Source organism: Paenibacillus typhae, assembly GCF_900099765.1.
Classification (GTDB): domain Bacteria; phylum Bacillota; class Bacilli; order Paenibacillales; family Paenibacillaceae; genus Paenibacillus_AQ; species Paenibacillus_AQ typhae.
The window spans coordinates 53,966-72,818 of the sequence record NZ_FNDX01000010.1; the positions used below are offsets into that span (position 1 = coordinate 53,966).

Sequence of the window (18,853 nt, forward strand, 5' to 3'; positions counted from 1 at the left end):
AAAAAATGATAACCGGGGAGCGGGTACGCCCGCTCCCCGGATTCCTTAAGGGTAGGGAACAGGATAGAACCGCTGTGCCTCTCATGGAAAAAGAAAAAAGCGTAGGGGGCGTAACAACATGGCTAATGCTGAGTTTTTGCTGGAAATGAACAATATTACTAAAGAATTCCCCGGCGTTAAAGCGCTGGATGGAGTTAGCCTCAAGGTTAGACCGGGTTCGGTTCATGCACTTATGGGCGAAAACGGGGCAGGAAAGTCCACACTGATGAAATGTCTCTTTGGAATTTATTCACCGGACGCCGGTGAGATCTTTCTGGATGGCGAAAAAGCCAATATTACCAACTCCAACGATGCCCTAGGGCACGGGATTTCAATGATTCACCAGGAGCTTCATCCGGTACCGTTCCGGAGCGTGATGGAGAACATCTGGCTGGGACGTTTTCCGACTAAGGGAATCGGGCCGATTCAATTCATTGACCACAAAAAAATGTATGCGGATACGGAAAGTCTGTTCAAGGATCTGGACATTGATCTGAATCCCGAAACCTTGGTAGGCAAGCTGTCTGTATCCAAAATCCAATCCATTGAAATCGCGAAGGCCGTTTCTTTTCATTCCCGCGTTATCGTAATGGATGAGCCGACCTCTTCCCTGACAAGCGTGGAAGTAGAGCATTTGTTCCGGATTATCCGGGACCTGCAAAAAAGAGGCGTAGCTATTATCTATATATCCCACAAGATGGAAGAAATTCTTGAAATCTCTGATGAAGTAACCATTATGCGTGACGGTAAAAAGATCGGTACCTGGCCGTCTGCTGAGCTGACTACGGATCTGATTATCTCCCGGATGGTTGGACGCGACCTGACGAACCGCTTCCCGGAACGCGGCAACGTACCCGGCGAGGTCTATCTGAAGGTGGAAGGACTGACGTCTCCGGAGCCAAGATCGTTCAAGGATGTCTCGTTTACACTCCGGCGGGGTGAAATTCTCGGTGTAGGCGGACTTGTAGGTGCACAGCGTACAGAGGTCATTGAAGCCCTGTTCGGACTCCGTGCCATCCAATCCGGCAGCATCTCCATCGACGGGAAAAAGGTCAACATTAATTCACCGCAGGATGCCAAGAAGCATGGCCTGGCCTTGCTGACGGAAGAACGCCGCGTAACCGGTATTTTCCCTGTGCTGTCTGTCCATGAGAACGGGGCGATTGCCAATCTGGACCGGTACCAGAAGCCATATCTCCTGCTTGACGGCAAGAAGAAAAAGGTAGAAGTCGATCGGATGATCGAGAAGCTCCGTACGAAGACACCAACCACCAAGGTACAGATTATGAACCTTTCGGGCGGTAACCAGCAAAAGGTGCTGCTGGCCAGATGGCTGCTGACCGAGCCGGAAGTTCTGCTGCTCGATGAGCCTACCCGCGGGATTGATGTCGGAGCCAAATTTGAAATTTATTCAATCATTGCCGACCTGGCGAAGCAGGGGAAGAGCATCATTATGATCTCCTCCGAAATGCCTGAGCTGCTGGGCATGTCTGACCGTGTAATGGTCATGTCCGAAGGACGGCTTACAGGAATATTAGAAGGCGACCAAGCTACGGAAACCGAAGTTATGCGTCTCGCCGCACAGCACTAGGATAGGAGCAGTACTAACAGCAGCGAAGTCAGATGTGCTTCCTGTTCAGCTGGTTCAGCTCACATTAGAATCGCTAAACTTCGCGTAACACTTAAGGAGGAACAATACTCATGGACGTAAAAAAAGCACAATCCTTTATCACCCAGAATGCGATCTATATCGTACTGGTCATTCTAATTCTGGGGATTATTGTATACGAACCAAGCTTTATGTCGGTTAACACTTTGCGTGACGTACTGATTCAATCTTCGACACGTGTCATTATTGCCCTCGGGGTTGCCTTTATCCTGATCACTGCGGGTACCGACTTGTCGGCAGGCCGCGTAGTCGGCTTCACCGCCGTTATCTCGGCATCGATGCTGCAAATTCCGGATTATTCCCGCCGCTTCTTCCCGGATCTGCCGCAGGTGCATGTACTGCTTCCTATCGCAATCGCGATCCTGGCCGGTCTTATCTGCGGTCTGGTCAACGGTCTTGTCGTTTCCAAGCTGAATGTACCGCCGTTCATTGCCACACTGGGTACGATGCTGATCGTATACGGCGTAAACTCCCTGTATTTCGATATGGACCCGAACCAGTCACAGCCAATCGGCGGACTGCGTGAGGACTTCACCAAGATTGGTTCCGGCTTTATCGGCAGCGGCCAGTATTCCATACCTTACATCGTCATTATAGCGATAGTCGTCGCCGCCATTGTCTGGGTACTGTTCAACAAAACGAAACTCGGCAAAAACATGTACGCTATCGGCGGCAACATGCAGGCTGCCAAGGTTTCCGGTATCAACGTATCCAAGAACCTGATCTATATCTACGCTATCGCTGGTGCCCTGTACGGTCTGGCTGGTGTTCTCGAAGCAGCAAGAACAGGCGGCGCTACGAACAACTATGGTAACATGTACGAGCTTGACGCCATCGCAGCCTGCGTAGTCGGCGGCGTATCCACTACAGGCGGGATTGGTACCGTTCCGGGCGTACTCGTCGGGGTTATCATCTTCACCCTCATTAACTACGGTCTGACCTTCATCGGCATCAGCCCTTATTATCAATTGATTATCAAAGGCCTTATCATCATCGCTGCGGTATCGTTTGATATGCGGAAGTACTCATCGAAGAAGTAGGCCTTGTGCTCGGTGACTAGGAGGCTAAGGGAGGCTAAGGGAGGCTCGATTCTCAGGCGTAACTCCGGGAAAGCTTTGGGCTTCCGGCCGCTGTTGTTCTCGAATTCCTTGATTCCATACCGCCTTGGCGGTGGAAATTCGAGAACAGCTGATGCTTCCGAAGTGAGCTTTCCTGCGGAAAGCTTTCAGGCGGACGCTCCGCTCCTCCAGCTCCAAACCTTCCCTCCGTTACTCCCATCACCTCGCCAAGGTGGGGAAAAGCAGCAAAAAGCGTTTGCTAGCACTGCATAGCAAACGCTTTTTGGTGTTTCGATTGCTTCGCTCCGAAACAAAAACGCAAGAAAAAAACAAAACCAAAAAGCCAAAAAGCCAAAAAGCCAAAAAGCCCAACCAGCTACTGTGCAAAGCCCAGCGCGCTGTGTCAACTGCAATGTTAGTGTAACCCTCGGACCAGCATGCCAAGTGCAATGTTAGTGTACCCCCAGCTTAACCCACCATCCGCAGTAGAGTGTAACCCCAGGCTTAACCCGCCAACTGCAAAAGTAGTGTAACCTCCCGCTTAACCCGCCAATTGCGATAGTAGTGTAACCTCCCGCTTAACCCGCCAAGTGCAATGTTAGTGTAACCCCCGGCTCAACCCGCCAACTGCAATAGTAGTGTAACTCCAGCTCGGCGCACCAACCTTAACAACAGTGCAAACCGCGACACATCACAACCCAAAAACTTTGTAGAGGTTATCCGTCGGCTGCTCCTTTCGACGGCTAACGGACTCCACAGCCGTTATTTTCACTAAACGGTACTTTTTGAGGAGCTAACGGACCGGGATGACCTTATTTCGCCCAGGACAGGTTATTTTGAGGCTGAGCTGGTTAAATAACGGCGCTGGTGTCCGTTAGAATGTGATACTTGGGATTTTGCGGCAGATAAGGTCATCTGAGTCCGTTAGCCGGGTAGGAGATGCGAAGAGAGCATAAAGAAATGGACGCGAAGGAGATGCGGAGGGCATACGAAATGGACGTGAAGGGCGTAGGAGATGCGAAGAGCATACGAAGTGGACGCTAAGGGGATCCGAAGGACATGCGAAGGACATATGAAAGGCATTCGTGGCATACGAAGGGCGTACGGAGACATGCAAAGTGCTGAGGGCATACCAAAAGACACGCCTGGACATGCGAAGAGCACGCGAAGGACACGCGAAAAGCATACAAAAGGTCTGAAAAAGGATATGCGTGAGCAAGGGGGGCGACTATGTTCTCTGAGCCATTTCCTGCCGCCAAGCAGCAACAAAACAGCAGCCGCTCGACTTCAATCGAAGGGCTGCTGTTTATGGCTATTTTTATAAAGACCTTATTCAACATCATAGCAGAACGGAAAGAAACAGTCTATATTTTTTCCAGGGATTATTATACAGTGAGGTGGCCGGCAATACATGATCAGGAGTGTTGTTTAATGAATATTAACGTTAGCTGCCACCTCGACCCCCTTGCACTGCAGGAATATATCGGCCAGGTTTTTGGAAGCTCCTACGTAGTTTCAGGTGTGTCCAGAATGCATGGCGGTGCCCAAAAGGTAGTCTATAAAGTAGACTGCACGAACGGCTTCAGCTGTGTGCTTTATGTATGGGATCTGTCCATGAATTTTTTCCAGCAGGAAATCGTACAAAATACGATTAATGCAAGTTCTTACGGCAGCGGCCTGTTTGCATCCAGCAACAGTTTTTTGAAGGAACATTCCATCCGTACGCCGGCGCTTTACGACCTGAATAATGACAGAACGGACTATACGTTTGATTACGCGCTGGTTGAGTATATAGACGGGCAAAAAGCTGAAGCCTATTTCAGCCACCCTGATCCGGAGGTTAAGGAGCATGTTTTGCAGCAGGTAGGGACTCTGGTTACTGCAATGCATAACATCAAGAGAAATACCTTCGGTGCACCTGAACAGCATCGCAACGTACGTCAAACAGGCCAATGTCATCTGATGCTGCAGGATAATGCGAAGCTGCAGTTAGCTTACGCTGTGCAGTATATCGACCTCATTAACTCTAATAAAGAAAAGCTGCTGGATAAACTGGATGAGCTTGCAGCCAGGATTGGGCCAAGGACAGAATACGGGCTGATTCATGATGAACTCGGTCCCGACCATCTGTTGGTAAATGAGAGGCTGGAGCCTTATCTGATTGACATCGAGGGCGTGCGTTTTTTTGATATCGAGCATGAGCACAGCTTTCTGGAATTCAGATTCGGCGAGTATTACCGCTATTTGCAGAACGATACCCTTGATCCTGACAGAATGCGGTTTTACCGGTTCCATCATCATATCGCCTTAATCTCGGCCGGGCTGAAGCTGCTGCACCGCGGATATCCGGATCAGCAATTTTCAAGAAATCTGTCGAGATATCATACAGAACTGGCCATGCGGTATATTGAATAATCAGGCAGGGCATACGGCAGCAGTTGTATCAGAATACAGCGAATCTTCCGGCGAACGGAAATCAATAGGTATCTAGTAATCGTTGAACGGCTTCATTCTCGATAAAATAATACGCTGACCGTTTGGCGGCATCCAGATACTCCTGCTTTAGGGTATAACGTTAAGAAAGCGCCATGCCATAGACGGCCCAGTACTGGCCGCAGGTCCAGGAAGAGCCGTCTCATACCCTTGCCCGCCCGGATTATCCATGTACTCACCGGTTTCCGTATCAACTTTCACCAATCGGATTGAAAATGGCAGCTGTAATGGCCGATATTTTTAACAACATAGAAGTGGTGCTGGGGCAGAGTCTTTTTTGTACAGCTGAGCATCTCATTATCGTTATAGACGGCATTTCTCTCGATGCAATACTACATACTCACTACCCCTCACGCAATCTTGAAGGGTTAATTCCGCTGATGCCGGATTGGCTGGATGTTCCGGGGGAGAAAGAGTTTATTTTATCAAGGTACAAATGCATCAGTAATGAGTTGGAGTTTGTAATGCCGATATTGATGTGCCCGGACGATTGTGATTTGAGCTGTACGGTGGTGGTTGCGCATATAGTGCGGACGGGAAACAGGGTGGCCTGGAAAAAGCTTGGTATCGATATGAGCAGCAGGGAGGATATGTTGTCAGGCTATGACCATATAGGAACTACTGTGGACTGGCTGGATAAAATTCCGGAATTAACTTTTACAGAACCCGAGTACACCTCGCAATTCAACAAAATTTATCTGTAAAACGGATGCAGCGCAGATGAGCTTGAGTAAAGTAAATTATGGTAGAATTTTACCGAACTTTCAGGGTATAGTGGAGGAGGAATAGTGCATTCCATATTGCAGTGGGGGGAGAAATCAGCAGATGAATCAAGCGTACCGCAAGCGTAACACGACTGCCTTTACATTGGCTTCTTATTTTGCCTTGGCAGCAGGCCTGTTCTTATTCTGCCTGGGTGTCTACAATGACAACTGGGAGCTGAATGTGAAGGGGTATTATATTCTGTGCATGGTGCTGATTACGATCAGCTGCATCGTCATGCAGAAGGTGGTCCGGGACAATACGGAAGATAGAGAAATCCGCCTGGAAAATCCGAAGCACCGGATGAGAAACACGGCAGCTTTTACGGGGATGGCCATAGCCGGGCTGGTTATCGGTTACGGCATGTTCTTTATTGGCCTGTACAACGCTCCGTTTCAGTTAAATGTAAAAGGGTACTACATTGCTGTTATCCTGCTAATTTCGTATAGTGCGATCGGCGTACAGAAGGTGACCCGGGACAACGCGGAAGATAAAGATATTCTGGCCGAGCTGGAATCCAAAAGGGATTATCAGGGGTAGCAAGAGCATTTAAACAAGAAAGGTCCATCCTGGGATGGGCCTTTGTGAATTTATATATGAAGATGAGGGAGCATTCGCAGTGAATATTGTAAAAGAATTGACAACCCATGCTCTTTACATACGTTTTGAACTGGGTTTGGGAAGCTTTATGGATGAGGCCTGCCGCAGTGAAGGTATTCATCGCGCGAATGCTATTTGCCGTTCCGTTTTTGATCCTGAGGACCATGTGATTTTTTTACATCATACCAGTTATAGCAGAAATGAAAAACGTGTCAGTATCGTTCGTTTAAAGCGCTTTTTCAAAACCCGGTTGAGGCAGCAGTTAAGTTCAAGTGTTCTGCCATATGAGTTCGGTGAATCGGAAGAAGATCTCTATACATTTGAATGGAAGGCTGAAATCAAAGCCAAAGAAATCCGGATACCCTATGTCCTGGAGTCCATTGAAAATTTAGATTTCAGACGTAAACCGGAAGCAGGCGGCCAAATTTACCTGTACAACAAAACAAAAGGAATTTTATTTCATATGTACGACGATCGCGGCTGTGATGTTTACAGTTCCGATAAAGACGCTCTATTGCCTCTTTACCATAAACACCGGAAATGGATTCTGGATTATAACCGGTACCAAATTGACAATCTTTTCGGAGAGGGTCTTGCAGGCATCATAGAAACGGATGAAGAACAAAAAGCCCGCAGGAAGAGTAATAACAAGAAGATCGTTGAATCCGGCATCAACCTCAGGCAAATCAATACTTGTTGTATAACACATTATTTCGAGATTCCCTTAGCGAATGCAGATATATTTGCAAAGGAACTTGCTTTTACATCGTTTGAGATTGAGCGGGTTTCCAAAACAGATAACCGGGTCACTTTTACAGCTGCCAAGACGGAAGCATTAGCGCAAATTGATTATCAGAGCCATCTCATGAGCATGTACGGTAAAAAATATGGGGCCTATATTGGTTGGAGCTGTGTTAGAGGAGACTGATTCAAGTCACTGTTATAATCCAACAGCAACCACCTAGACAGGAGGGAGATTACAATGAACAATCCAATACAGTATTTTGTCACTAAAGAAGCAATCGCTACCCTCACTGAAAAACTTAATCTTCCCATATTAGATGAACGTTCTCAAGATTGGGAGCTTGAAATTTCAGACCACACTAGAGTTGCTGAATTTATCACCTGCTATGAGATCGGTGCCCTTAACAAGGCTGAAAAGCTTGCCTTAATGAAATTAATCCTTTCTTCATTTGATGAGGCTCTTAATATGACAGGAGTTATGCCGGAACTTTGGCGGAGAATCAAAGGCCACCTAATCAATGATTTCGATATGTTCCGGGAAACCATTCGATACTGGGCTTTGGCAGAAGAAGATTATTGCGATGGCTTTGAACTAACTCCTTATATGAGAGAGCTTGTTGCACAGTACAACCTGTAACCTGAGGAAGCAGACTCCCATTCCAAAGAAGGCCTGCTCCTTCACCATTCAATACACCTCTTTCGGAGAGAAATCGCCAATTCCCTTCAACGTATAATCAAAAAACTGCAGCACCAGCCGGTTCATGTTCTCGATACAGTAGTATTTATCAATGACCGCTTTTCCAACCGGCAGCATATTAGCCAGAATAGGGGAGAACAGCGGCAGATCGGTCAGGCTCATATGGTTGGCTCCCTGAAAATGAACGGAGTATACTTCGGTGAAGTTTTGATCAGCCGTTTGGTTAGCAGCATACGCTGAGTTCTTCCCGAGCTGCTTCCAGACATCGTCGGAGTAAATATTAAGCAGCGGGATGGTGTAGGCTTCATTAGCCGAGGTAAAATCATCCGCCTTCCGGTCATAACGAAGCTCGCTGAACAGCGGGCCGTCCAGATTGACAACGGCACCGATGTCACCACGCTCACGCCCGAGCCAGACACTGGCTGCGCCGCCCATCGAGTGGCCGAACACCCCGATTTTGGCAGGATCAATTAGCCCATAAACAGCAGGGCCGTTGCCTTTTGTAGCTTTCTCCATAACCGAATCTATCACCAAATTCATATCGTCGGTGCGCAGCTTCATCCATTTTTGAATGATCCCGTAAAGCTCCTCTGCTGTATATATCCCGTCTTTGTTAGTATTATTGAATTCCCGGACATACTCCCGGCTGATCATCGTCAACTTTCCATCCTCGGATTCTGTATAAAAAGAATGATAGGGGTGGCCGATCGAAGCAACGACATAGCCATGGCTGGCAAGCTCTGTAAACGTAGAGGTATTGCTTGAGCTGATCCCGTATGCCCCATGGGAAAATACCAGCAGCGGATAAGGACCTTCAGCCTGCTCCGGATACCAAAACTCCACATTTACATGTCTGTGCTCACCTGTATCTGTAAATTCCTCAATCCGGTTCTTGTCAGTGTAGGTGTACACAGCTGTTCCGACAGGATATTCACCCGTAACCTCAGGCAATCTATATTGCGGAAACAGCAGCACAGGTGCAAAAGCCAACGACAGCAGAAGGAGCATCAGGATTGCTTTTACCACAATGGCTGAACGTTTGAGCGCTCGGAGGTCTTCTTTGGGGTGCCGGATGAGCGGCAACAGGCCTGTCACAGCCAAAAGAAGCAGCATACCCGCGCAAAAAATCCAGCTGAAGCTCCATTCAATCCCAGGCAACAGGGTGAGCATAACAAACACGATAAACACAGTAACTCTGACCAGGCTCTTTCCTTTTCTGTGCCGCTGCTTCGTAACCAGACAATATACAGCCAAAGCAACTTCTACCATTAGTACAATCCCGAATAATAATCGTTCCATCTTCTTGTTATTCCTTTCCGGCATTTAGTGTGAGAATGACTCCATCTTATGAAACTGCCGGAGGGAAGTATATAGAAAACGAATAAGCTGTAGCTACAGACCAATAAGCTGCAAAAATAACCTTAATAACCTATCCGTCCTGCCGGTCATCCATCTTCAGCTGACGGAGTTTTTCATTAATCTGCTCCGCTTCTTTTTTATCCTCCTGCCAGGATAACAGCCGGACGATCCCGTACACTGCGGCAATCTGCACAGCAAAAAGGGCTGTAGGCAGGAAGCCTCTCACCGTCCCGGTCACAAACGCCAGGGCGATCAGAATCACCTCCAGAGCGGCAAAATGAAGGATCACCCTTGTCCGCATATTCCGCTCGCTCACCCCGTCAGGAGTGTACAGGATAATCCCCGTTAGTGTGCCGACCAGTGAGAAGCCCATTATGATATAGATGGTAATCAGATCAAAGGCCTCGTCAGGATCAAAGATGGATCTTAACACAGTAATGATGATGATGACGGATGCCAAAATAATCAAAAAGTCCCGAAGCAGCTCTTTTACAATATGCAGTGGCTTCATCCCGTTCCCCCCTTATAAACCCAGCATGTTTTTGAGAACAGGCACGTACTGTCTGGAAATCACAACACGCTCCCCGTTATCCAGTACAGCTTCGAACCGGCCGCTGAACGCCGGGCGAACCATGGAAATTTTGGCTATGTTCAGCACGGTGGATTTGGATGCGCGAAAACAGCTCAGCCTGCTGCACAATGTCTCCAGCTCATAGAGCTTTTGCTTGACCTCATACACGCTGCTCCTGCAGTAAATGAACACCTTCCCGTCTACGGCTTCAAAATAATAGATGTCCCTGAGCCTGATCCGGTGGACGCGTTCATTCTGGTAACCAAGCAGCACGAGAGTGTCGGTCTGAAGCCTATGTACCATACCCCGTATTTCCTCATCTTCCTCGTGGCACCGGATAATGATCTCTTCTTCCTGTTCTCTGAGAATTAACACATTCTTTAAACAGAAGTCTATAATTTCCAGCAATTACTCTAGGAAATGTCCGTTCTTTTCTTATAATAGAGAAATAAAGAACGCTTGAGCACATCTGAGAGGACGTTAGATCTTTGTTTGAAACCCTACTATTGAATTTTCTGTTTATTCTGTTTCCGGTGTTGATTGTTGTAATATTTTTTGAAAATAGAGCCAACCGATACAATAACAAAATCCTGGTGTTTATGTCTGCAGTCACGATGATCCTGTGCATTGCCAAGCCGATTAAGCTGGAGATGGGCTTTATTTATGATCTGCGCTATGTGCCGTTTATTCTTGTGGCGTTGTTCGGCGGGTACAGGAACGTGCTTCCGCTATATCTGATTCTAAATGTATACCGGTTGTATATCGGCGGGGCCGGTATTATCCCGTCCTTCCTGTTTTCCACAGCGGTGCTGCTGATTGTGCCGTTTTTAAGCAAATGGTTTATCAGGCAGAGTGCCAACCGGCGGATTGTGTCGGCAACCTTTATTGCGGCGCTGACGATGGGCATCTATCTGATTATCCTGGGGGTGATGAAGGGGACGCTGGACAGGCAGTTCTGGACCCTGACGTTCTATGCCCTGACGACACATGTCGGTGTAATGAGCATTATTATGATTCTGATCGAGCAGATCATTACCAATATCCGCAACCGTGACCGGATTCTCCAGTCGGAGCGCCTGAATGTCGTAAGTGAGCTGGCGGCCAGTGTGTCACATGAAATCAGGAATCCGCTTACGGTGACGAGCGGCTTCCTGCAGCTGCTCAACAAATCCGGGAATATTACGCCCGAGGAAAAAGGCTATGTGGAGCTGTCCCTGCAGGAGCTGACCCGGGCGGAGAAGATTGTCAGTGATTATCTTTCTTTTGCCAAGCCGCAATCCGGTAATATGGTGTTCTCCAATATGCTGACAGAAGCAGAGTATACCAAGAATATCATCATGCCCTTTGCCACCATTCACAAGGTTGACGTTCAGTTTCATTTCACCAATACACTGAATACCAGCTATGACAAAAATCAGATTCAGCAGTGCCTGATTAACCTTTACAAAAACGGCATAGAAGCCATGAAAGAGAAGGAAGGCGGGACGCTGACCATTCAGATCTCGGAAAATAAACAGAATATTATAATCAGCATCCGGGACACCGGGGTTGGCATGACGAAAGAGGAAATTTCACGGCTCGGCAAGCCGTATTACTCCACCAAGGAGGAAGGAACCGGCCTGGGAATGCTTATGGTATACAGCACTGTGGACAAGCTCAAAGGGGACATAGAGGTTGAAAGTGAAAAGGGCAGGGGAACCACCTTCCTAATTACGATTCCTGCCGGAGACCCTTCCCCGTAAAGTGACAGAAACGTCACTTTGCCCGCTGCTGCTTCGATGGCTGCCGCTGAAGATTGTGGCTATATTGAGTAGTAGAAAGGGGAGGAGATTAAGAATGGGAGCTGTAATTGAATCTAGAAACGTGTCCAAAAGCTACGGCCCGGCCGCCGTGCTCAAAAATATCGACCTGGTCATTGAAGCCGGGGAGCTGACTGCGGTGATGGGCCCGTCGGGGTCAGGGAAGTCAACGCTGATGAATGTGCTGTCCACGATTGACCAGTTCTCCGGCGGGGAGGTATGGCTTGAAGGCAAATCTCTGCTGGATATGAACAAAAGAGCGCTGCGGGAGTTCCGCCAGGAGCGGATGGGTTTTATTTTTCAGGACTATAACCTGCTTGACGCCTTAACTGTGAAAGAGAATATTCTGCTGCCACTATCGCTTCGAAAGTTTACTGCAAGGGAGATGGAGGAACGGCTTCTGCCGATTGTGCAGGCGCTGAATATTGAAGGCATTCTGGACAAGTACCCGAATGAAATTTCCGGCGGGCAGAAGCAGCGGGCGGCATCGGCCAGGGCAATCATTACCAATCCGGCAATTGTTTTTGCCGATGAGCCTACAGGGGCGCTGGATTCAAGATCAGCCACGCAATTGCTGGAGCAGCTGGCCGCACTGAATGAACGGTTTAATACGACGCTGCTGATGGTGACGCATGATATTTATGCGGCGAGCTATTGCAGGAGAGTTATTTTTTTGCGTGACGGTATGATTGTGAATGAGCTGTATGCCGGGGACCAGCCGCAAAAGGCATTCTATGACCGCATTCTGGAAACGGTGAGCCTTATGGGAGGCAAAGCGCGATGAGTCTCTTTGATCTGACGGTCCGCAATGTCAAACGTAACTTCCGGCTGTACTCCATCTATCTGTTTTCCATGGTCATCGGGGTAATCATCCAGTTTACGTTCTCTTCCCTGATGTATAACGGGGATATTATGGATGCACTACAGAACCGTGACAATTTCCGGATGGGCGTGGCGATTGCTTCTGTGGTTGTGTTTGTTTTTATTATTTTTTTCATCCTGTATGCGAATTCGTTTTTTATGAGGCAGCGTAAAAAAGAGTTCGGCATGTACCTGCTGTACGGCCTCAGTGAACGCCAGATCACAATGATGGTATTCTATGAAACGCTGATTCTCAGTGCGATTTCCCTGGTAACCGGGGTGCTGCTCGGTGGTATACTGTCCAAGCTGTTCGGGATGCTGCTGCTGAGGCTGATGCAGTATGAGCAGGTGATCTCGCTGTCCTTTCCGCTCCAGTCCATTCTATCGACTGCCGGACTGTTCCTGCTGCTGGCGGTTATTATCAGTGTGCAGAGCTACATTATGGTGAACCGGGTGCAGCTGATGGAGCTGTTTCATGCCAAGCAGAAGTCAGAGCGGCCTGTGCGGATCTCCGCTGTGCTGGCGCTGCTCTCCGTGCTGCTGCTGGTCCTTTCGTTCGCTGTAATCAGCAGCGGCAAAGGATCGGTCTTCTGGAAGGATTATGCAACGTGGAGCCTGATCGGGGTGACGGTGGGCATAATCGGGGGAACGTATCTGTTTTTCCGGCAGTTTGCGGGCTGGCTGCTGCAACGCATCAGCCGAAGCCGTAAATATCATGAAGGCAATACGGTGCTGTGGACCTCGGCGCTGCGGTTTCAGATCAGGGGCAACACCTTGAATCTGACTTTTATCTCACTGTTCAGCGCCGCGATTATGATGCTGATGTGCTTCATGACCATTAATTATAAAGTGCAGTTTGATGCTGTAGGCCGGAATCTGCCGAATGATATTGCCTACCAGTCGCTGGACCAGCAGACCAACACGATGATCGACGGGATGATTAGAGATTCGGAGCATGATATTCTTTTCCACTTTACGCAAGAGGGACTGGAAGTCACTCCTGTAACGGATATGCACGCCATCGTGGAGAATCCGGAATATTACACTTCCGATGTGCTGCTGGTACCGGAGCATTCTTACAATGAGCTGATTGCACAGCGCGGGGACGGGGAACAGGTGGAGCTGCAGGGGAATGAAGCGGTGGGGCTGGCCCAGGGGTCTGATTTTCCAAGGGTATATGAACCAGGGACGATGCCGGACTTTACAGTCCGGGGACCTGAGCAGACCGTCTTCAAGCTGGCTGAAATCAAGGATTATGCCTATTTGGGCTGGGCTTCGGACCCGGTGCGCTCCATGCTGTACAAGCCGGCCGTGCTGGTGATATCCGATGAGGCTTACAGCCGGCTGGCTGCTGAAGGGACAGCAGTCCGGAAGTCTTATGAAATCTACGGACTCAGCAATGCCCGGAATGCAGAGGCGCTCTCACGTGAAATTCATGCTATCGTTACACAGACACCTGACGCCTACTATTCTTCGTTTGCCGATGTTTATTCGAAGCAGATCGAGAGCTCCTCGCTGATGCTGTTTTCCAGCGGCTTTCTTGCGCTGATCGCCATCTTTGCCCTGGCCAGCATTATTTATTTCAAGCAGCTGCGTGAAGCGACGGATGAAAGGCTGCAATACTCTATTCTTCGCAAAATCGGTATAGACGGCCGCCAGATCCAAAGTGTGATCCGCAAGCAGTTGTTGTTCGTGTTCCTGCCTCCGCTGCTTCTGGGTGTGGCTTATAGCTGGTTCATCATTAAGTATTACATTCTCGATTCCGTTGCCGGCTATTCCGGGCTTACAGGCATGACCTGGGGGATTATGGGGGTATACTTCCTGATCTATCTGCTTCTGTATTTGTCGTCTACGAATTTGTATTACAAGATAGTAAGCGAGAATCCTTAGCCTATGCAATATACCACGCAAGCGGCCCTTAGAGCCCTTGCGTTTTTTTGTTGTTTTGCTGAACAATGCCCAGATAAGGATCATGATTCTTCGGGAAGTGCACGGTGAACTCGCTGAAGCTTCCGGCGGCGGATTCGCAGGTGATGTAATGGCCGAGCTTTTTGGACAGCTCCTGGGCCAGATATAAGCCCATGCCGGTAGATTTTACAAAGGTCCGTCCGTTAGTTCCGGTGAAGCCCCGCTCGAAGATCCGCGGCAGATCCCTGCGGTCAATTCCGACGCCATTGTCACGAATGACAAGCAGCTTTTCCTGCGGGGTAACCCGGCTTGTAATCGAGATGAGCCCCTGAGCCGGAGTGTACTTCAGGCTGTTCGAGACAAGCTGGCCAAGAATAAACAGCAGCCATTTCGAATCACTCTGCACAGTTGTATCATCCACCACCTCTAGATGGACGGTGATTTTTTTCGAGATAAAGGTTTTAGAATGGTGCTTTACGGCTTCTTTAGCCAGCTGCTTCAGATTGCAGTTCAAGATCTCGTAATCCTTGTTGAAGCTGTCCAGCCTGGCGTGGTATAAGGCCTGATCCACATAATGCTCGATACGTGATAACTCATCCTCCAGGCTGGCCGGGCTGATCTCGGTCTGCTGCAACAGGCGCAGGACAGCGATCGGTGTTTTGATCTCATGGAACCAGGAGACGATGAAGTCATAGGTTTCTTTTTGCTTATCCTGAATCTGGTTGAGAGACCGGATATGGCTGATCCGCTGCAGGCGCAGCGCCTCACGGCATGCCTCTGCTTCGAGGGACAGCGGCCCGGTGTCCTCATCGTGCATCTGCCGGATTGCCTGAACCATTCTCAAATAACGGTGCAGGAGAAAGCCGGCCATCATCACCAGGATAAGCATTAAGGCATACAGGAAGTTCTCCCGGTCCCATGTGTTATGCGGCCCGATACTGAACACGGCGGCGGTCAGCAGGAAGCAGGCCCCGCAGAGAAGCAGATACGGGCGTTCATATTGTAAAAAGCGCAAAAATTTCATTCGATAATATACCCCATTCCTTTGCGGGTTGCGATAAAATCTTCGGGGCCGAGCAGGGCGATTTTGCGGCGCAGCCGGTTGACGTTCACAGTTAAGGTATTGTCGTCCACGAACTGGTCATCATTCCAGAGCACCTGCATCAGCTCATCCCTGGAGACTATTTTTCCGGTGCTGCGCATGAGGGTCTGCAAAATAATAAATTCGTTTCTCGAAAGCTCAGCCGTTCCGTCACCGTACCGGATCGAGGAGGCCGACAGGTTAAATATCAGCTGACGGTGGACGAGCTGCAGATTGTCGTCCTGGTAAGTATAATTACGCCGCAGCATCGCACTGATTTTGGCTACCAGCACGCTGAGATCGAACGGCTTCTGGATATAGTCATCTGCGCCCATGTTAATGGCCATAATGACATCCATATTTTGCGTGCGTGAGGACAGAAAGATTACCGGTACTTTGGAGACAGAGCGGATCTGCTGGCACCAGTAAAAGCCGTCATACAGCGGCAGATTCACATCCAGCAGCACCAGATGCGGCTCGGTGAGTCTGAATTCCTCCAAAATCTGCTCATATTGCGTAACTTCCGTGACCTCGTATTTCCATTTGCGCAGCGTATCTGCGACGATGTGTCTGATTTTGACGTCATCTTCTATAATCATGATCCGAAACACAGGGATTCCTCCAGGCTTATGAGAAATAAAATACTGTTATAGTTATTAATTATAACGGATGATAGATCATTAGTAGAACAGTACAACGGAGCAGATATGCTATAGTAGCTGTACTAATTGAACTGATGAGGAGATTAACCGATGAGCACTCAGACCGAACCTTTGAAACGTACTGTAACTCCATTCCGATATGATATTGTAGGCAGCTTCCTGCGTCCTGCCGCTTTGAAGGATGCCCGGTTAAAATACAAAAATGGTGAGATTACCGCCGTCCGGCTGAAGGAAGTTGAAGACGCCGAAATCATCAAGCTCGTAGCAAAGCAAAAGGAAGTCGGCCTCCAGGCCGTAACTGACGGCGAATTCCGCCGCTCCTGGTGGCATCTGGATTTCTTCTGGGGCTTTGACGGTGTAGAGCGGACGATTGTTGACCAGGGCTACCAGTTCAACGGAGCCCAGTCCAGACCGGAAACGGCCCGTCTGAGCGGAAAAATCAGCTACAGCAGTCATCCGTTTGTTGCCCATTATACTTTCCTAAAAGGGATTACCGGCGATGACGTAGTTGCCCGCCAGTCCGTTCCGGCTGCTGCCCAGTTCCTGTTCGAGCTGGACCGTGCGGAAAATAAGGAAAGCACAAACGCGCTGTACCCGAACCGCGAAGAGCTGCTGGCTGATACTGTTAAAGCTTACAAAGGTGCAGTACTTGATCTGTACAATGCAGGCTGCCGCAGCATCCAGTTCGACGATTGCACCTGGGGCGCGCTGTGCGACGAGCAATTTATAGCGATCATGGAACAGATCGGCGTGAATGTGGCTGACTACGCGAACGAGCTGGCCCAGGTAAATGCTGCCGTTGTAGCCGGCCTGCCGGAAGATCTTGTTGTAACGACCCATGTATGCCGCGGCAACTATGTATCGACCTATGCCGGTGTAGGCGGCGGCTATGAGCCGATCGTGCAGACCCTGCTTGGCATCGACAATTACTCCGGCTACTACCTGGAGTTCGATACCGACCGTGCCGGAGACTTCAAACCGCTGCGTTTCCTGAAAGAGAACCAGCAGGTAGTGCTGGGTCTGTTCTCCTCCAAGTTCGGCGAGCTTGAGAACAAGGAAGATATTCTCAAGCGGATTGAGGAAGCCAAGCAGTACGTCGACCTGAACCGGATCTGCCTGAGCCCGCAATGCGGCTTCGCTTCTACCGAAGAAGGCAACCACCTGACCGAAGAGCAGCAGTGGAACAAGCTCGCGTATATCAAGGAAATTGCGGATGAGATCTGGAAGTAACGTAAGCATCTTGATTAAGCCGTACGGAATATTCCGTACGGCTTAGGTGTGTTTGAGGGGATTTCGGACGGGTTTGAGCAGGTGGAAAGGGGGCGAACCGAGAAATAATATGGAGTAATTAAAGCGGCCTTAAGGGAGTCTGCAAGGTGTGGATATGATCTGGAAAGGAAATTCTGGTGCTTATGGGGATTGTGAAAGCGGCGCAAAGGTTAGTTTTTGTTCTTATTGCAGGTGTTGTTGCTGCATCTTGCAGTGAACGGGAGGTACTGCCGGTAAATACAAAGTCAGATAGTGCTTCGTCTGATATTAGCCAGATTGTGATGCCCGGGCAGCGCCAGGAGACGTGGGAGGACTATCTGAACTCGGTCGTCGAGCGGAGGGAAGAGTATCTCTTTTTTGCTGAACAGAGGTTTGATATTAATCTGCAGGACCGCGTAAAGCAGGGTGAAATCACTTTAGTGAATGATTCTGAGGGATTTTCCTCCATTGAAGATTCATATGTTTCTGCCTACCTGATAGATATTGATAAAGATGGCTTGGACGAACTTTATGTTACTACTATGGAGGGTTCAATCAGGCAATATTACGGGCATATTTATAAACATAACGGTGAGGCGTATACCTGGGTTGACACTTTTGAAGGTAATATTATCCCTTATGAATACAACGACGAAATTCATTTTTTGGACGTAGTAGCTGACTTTGAAACCAAATTTACACGTGCTGTAATTGAATATGAAGCTGACGGGCTGGCATTCAAACCGTTAAAAACGCTGGAGGTTCAATATACCTATGACGTATCAGAGCTTCCGGAAGCTTGGTCAAAAGTGATCAGCAGCGCTGAGTTAAATACATTGCACGAATATGAACTGCTCCGCTCACCGGATGCTACAGTTACCAAGTTGACCGAACAACCCGCTTACGATGTCCAAGTAACGGATGATAAGAACAGCAATACATTCAGGTTTACTGTTCAACTCTGGTTGACCACTGTAGGGTATGCACCAAATTACTGGGAAATCCTTGCGGCTGATGAGGGTACGCAGCATTTTAAAGGTATGGGGCAGATAGACTCCGATCAAGCCAGCAGCCCAAAAGGTGCAGTAAATTATGGTCTGAAATTCTATAAGGACGCTGCTTCCGGCCAGCTATTTCTGCTCAAAATATCCTATCCGTTCTTCACAAGGGAAACCCGTAAAGACGGCGATCTGATGCTGGAGATCTTCCGGTTTAACGAGAAGGACGCAGAAAAGATTGACGAGGTGCTGCTGGAGCCAAATGTTGAAATCATAGCAGAGTAATAAAGCGTCTGTGATTATA

17 protein-coding genes and 1 pseudogene are annotated in these 18,853 nt (G+C 48.8%); 13 read left to right on the forward strand and 5 right to left on the reverse strand.

Going from position 1 to position 18,853, the window contains the following annotated elements; translation table 11 throughout:
* Positions 1-118: 118 nt before the first annotated feature.
* From BLR64_RS11155 to BLR64_RS11185, 8 genes and pseudogenes are all read left to right on the forward strand, one after another.
* Positions 119-1,630, forward strand: coding sequence for a sugar ABC transporter ATP-binding protein (locus BLR64_RS11155; RefSeq protein WP_090714197.1), 1,512 nt, complete (start codon positions 119-121; stop codon positions 1,628-1,630).
* A gap of 110 nt (positions 1,631-1,740) precedes the next feature.
* On the forward strand, positions 1,741-2,748 hold the full coding sequence (gene mglC / locus BLR64_RS11160; RefSeq protein WP_068726219.1) for a galactose/methyl galactoside ABC transporter permease MglC: 1,008 nt from the start codon (positions 1,741-1,743) through the stop codon (positions 2,746-2,748).
* 1,449 nt (positions 2,749-4,197) lie between these two features.
* Complete coding sequence (locus tag BLR64_RS11165) at positions 4,198-5,181, forward strand: phosphotransferase family protein (RefSeq protein ID WP_244157672.1); 984 nt, start codon at positions 4,198-4,200, stop codon at positions 5,179-5,181.
* Positions 5,182-5,474: 293 nt separating this feature from the next.
* The gene (locus tag BLR64_RS11170) at positions 5,475-5,963 is read left to right on the forward strand and encodes a hypothetical protein (RefSeq protein WP_244157673.1); all 489 of its coding nucleotides are present in this window, start codon (positions 5,475-5,477) and stop codon (positions 5,961-5,963) included.
* Between the two features lie 121 nt (positions 5,964-6,084).
* Positions 6,085-6,267 (forward strand): annotated as a pseudogene (locus tag BLR64_RS31220) (YiaA/YiaB family inner membrane protein); the annotation flags it as partial.
* Complete coding sequence (locus BLR64_RS31225) at positions 6,259-6,561, forward strand: YiaA/YiaB family inner membrane protein (protein WP_063837793.1); 303 nt, start codon at positions 6,259-6,261, stop codon at positions 6,559-6,561. The pseudogene BLR64_RS31220 and the gene BLR64_RS31225, both read left to right, overlap by 9 nt.
* A 79-nt stretch (positions 6,562-6,640) precedes the next feature.
* Positions 6,641-7,549 (forward strand): DUF3885 domain-containing protein, encoded by a 909-nt coding sequence (locus tag BLR64_RS11180; RefSeq protein ID WP_167360650.1) that lies wholly within the window; start codon positions 6,641-6,643, stop codon positions 7,547-7,549.
* Positions 7,550-7,603: 54 nt separating this feature from the next.
* Positions 7,604-8,002: a hypothetical protein gene (locus BLR64_RS11185; protein ID WP_090714200.1), complete on the forward strand. Its 399-nt coding sequence runs from the start codon at positions 7,604-7,606 to the stop codon at positions 8,000-8,002.
* Between the two features lie 48 nt (positions 8,003-8,050).
* Here BLR64_RS11185 and BLR64_RS11190 read toward each other — a convergent pair whose 3' ends face one another.
* From BLR64_RS11190 to BLR64_RS11200, 3 genes are all read right to left on the reverse strand, one after another.
* Positions 8,051-9,361 carry an alpha/beta hydrolase family protein gene (locus BLR64_RS11190; RefSeq protein WP_090714357.1) on the reverse strand — a complete coding sequence of 437 codons (1,311 nt, stop codon included), beginning with the start codon at positions 9,359-9,361 and terminating at the stop codon, positions 8,051-8,053.
* A gap of 130 nt (positions 9,362-9,491) precedes the next feature.
* The gene (locus tag BLR64_RS11195) at positions 9,492-9,932 is read right to left on the reverse strand and encodes a DUF3021 family protein (protein ID WP_090714201.1); all 441 of its coding nucleotides are present in this window, start codon (positions 9,930-9,932) and stop codon (positions 9,492-9,494) included.
* 12 nt (positions 9,933-9,944) lie between these two features.
* The gene (locus BLR64_RS11200) at positions 9,945-10,295 is read right to left on the reverse strand and encodes a LytTR family DNA-binding domain-containing protein (RefSeq protein ID WP_090714202.1); all 351 of its coding nucleotides are present in this window, start codon (positions 10,293-10,295) and stop codon (positions 9,945-9,947) included.
* A gap of 185 nt (positions 10,296-10,480) precedes the next feature.
* On the opposite strand from BLR64_RS11200, the gene BLR64_RS11205 reads away from it, so the two are divergent.
* From BLR64_RS11205 to BLR64_RS11215, 3 genes are all read left to right on the forward strand, one after another.
* On the forward strand, positions 10,481-11,734 hold the full coding sequence (locus BLR64_RS11205; protein ID WP_090714203.1) for an ATP-binding protein: 1,254 nt from the start codon (positions 10,481-10,483) through the stop codon (positions 11,732-11,734).
* Positions 11,735-11,828: 94 nt separating this feature from the next.
* Positions 11,829-12,575 carry an ABC transporter ATP-binding protein gene (locus tag BLR64_RS11210; RefSeq protein ID WP_090714204.1) on the forward strand — a complete coding sequence of 249 codons (747 nt, stop codon included), beginning with the start codon at positions 11,829-11,831 and terminating at the stop codon, positions 12,573-12,575.
* On the forward strand, positions 12,572-14,542 hold the full coding sequence (locus BLR64_RS11215) for an FtsX-like permease family protein (protein ID WP_090714205.1): 1,971 nt from the start codon (positions 12,572-12,574) through the stop codon (positions 14,540-14,542). Before BLR64_RS11210 ends, BLR64_RS11215 begins: the two co-directional genes overlap by 4 nt.
* Before the next feature lie 28 nt (positions 14,543-14,570).
* Here BLR64_RS11215 and BLR64_RS11220 read toward each other — a convergent pair whose 3' ends face one another.
* Complete coding sequence (locus BLR64_RS11220) at positions 14,571-15,584, reverse strand: sensor histidine kinase (protein ID WP_090714206.1); 1,014 nt, start codon at positions 15,582-15,584, stop codon at positions 14,571-14,573.
* On the reverse strand, positions 15,581-16,252 hold the full coding sequence (locus tag BLR64_RS11225) for a response regulator transcription factor (RefSeq protein ID WP_090714207.1): 672 nt from the start codon (positions 16,250-16,252) through the stop codon (positions 15,581-15,583). Before BLR64_RS11225 ends, BLR64_RS11220 begins: the two co-directional genes overlap by 4 nt.
* A 141-nt stretch (positions 16,253-16,393) precedes the next feature.
* On the opposite strand from BLR64_RS11225, the gene BLR64_RS11230 reads away from it, so the two are divergent.
* Together BLR64_RS11230 and BLR64_RS11235 are read left to right on the forward strand one after the other, a co-directional pair.
* The gene (locus BLR64_RS11230) at positions 16,394-17,533 is read left to right on the forward strand and encodes a 5-methyltetrahydropteroyltriglutamate--homocysteine S-methyltransferase (protein ID WP_090714208.1); all 1,140 of its coding nucleotides are present in this window, start codon (positions 16,394-16,396) and stop codon (positions 17,531-17,533) included.
* A 182-nt stretch (positions 17,534-17,715) separates the two neighbouring features.
* Complete coding sequence (locus BLR64_RS11235; RefSeq protein ID WP_090714209.1) at positions 17,716-18,834, forward strand: hypothetical protein; 1,119 nt, start codon at positions 17,716-17,718, stop codon at positions 18,832-18,834.
* The last annotated feature ends 19 nt before the right edge of the window (positions 18,835-18,853 follow it).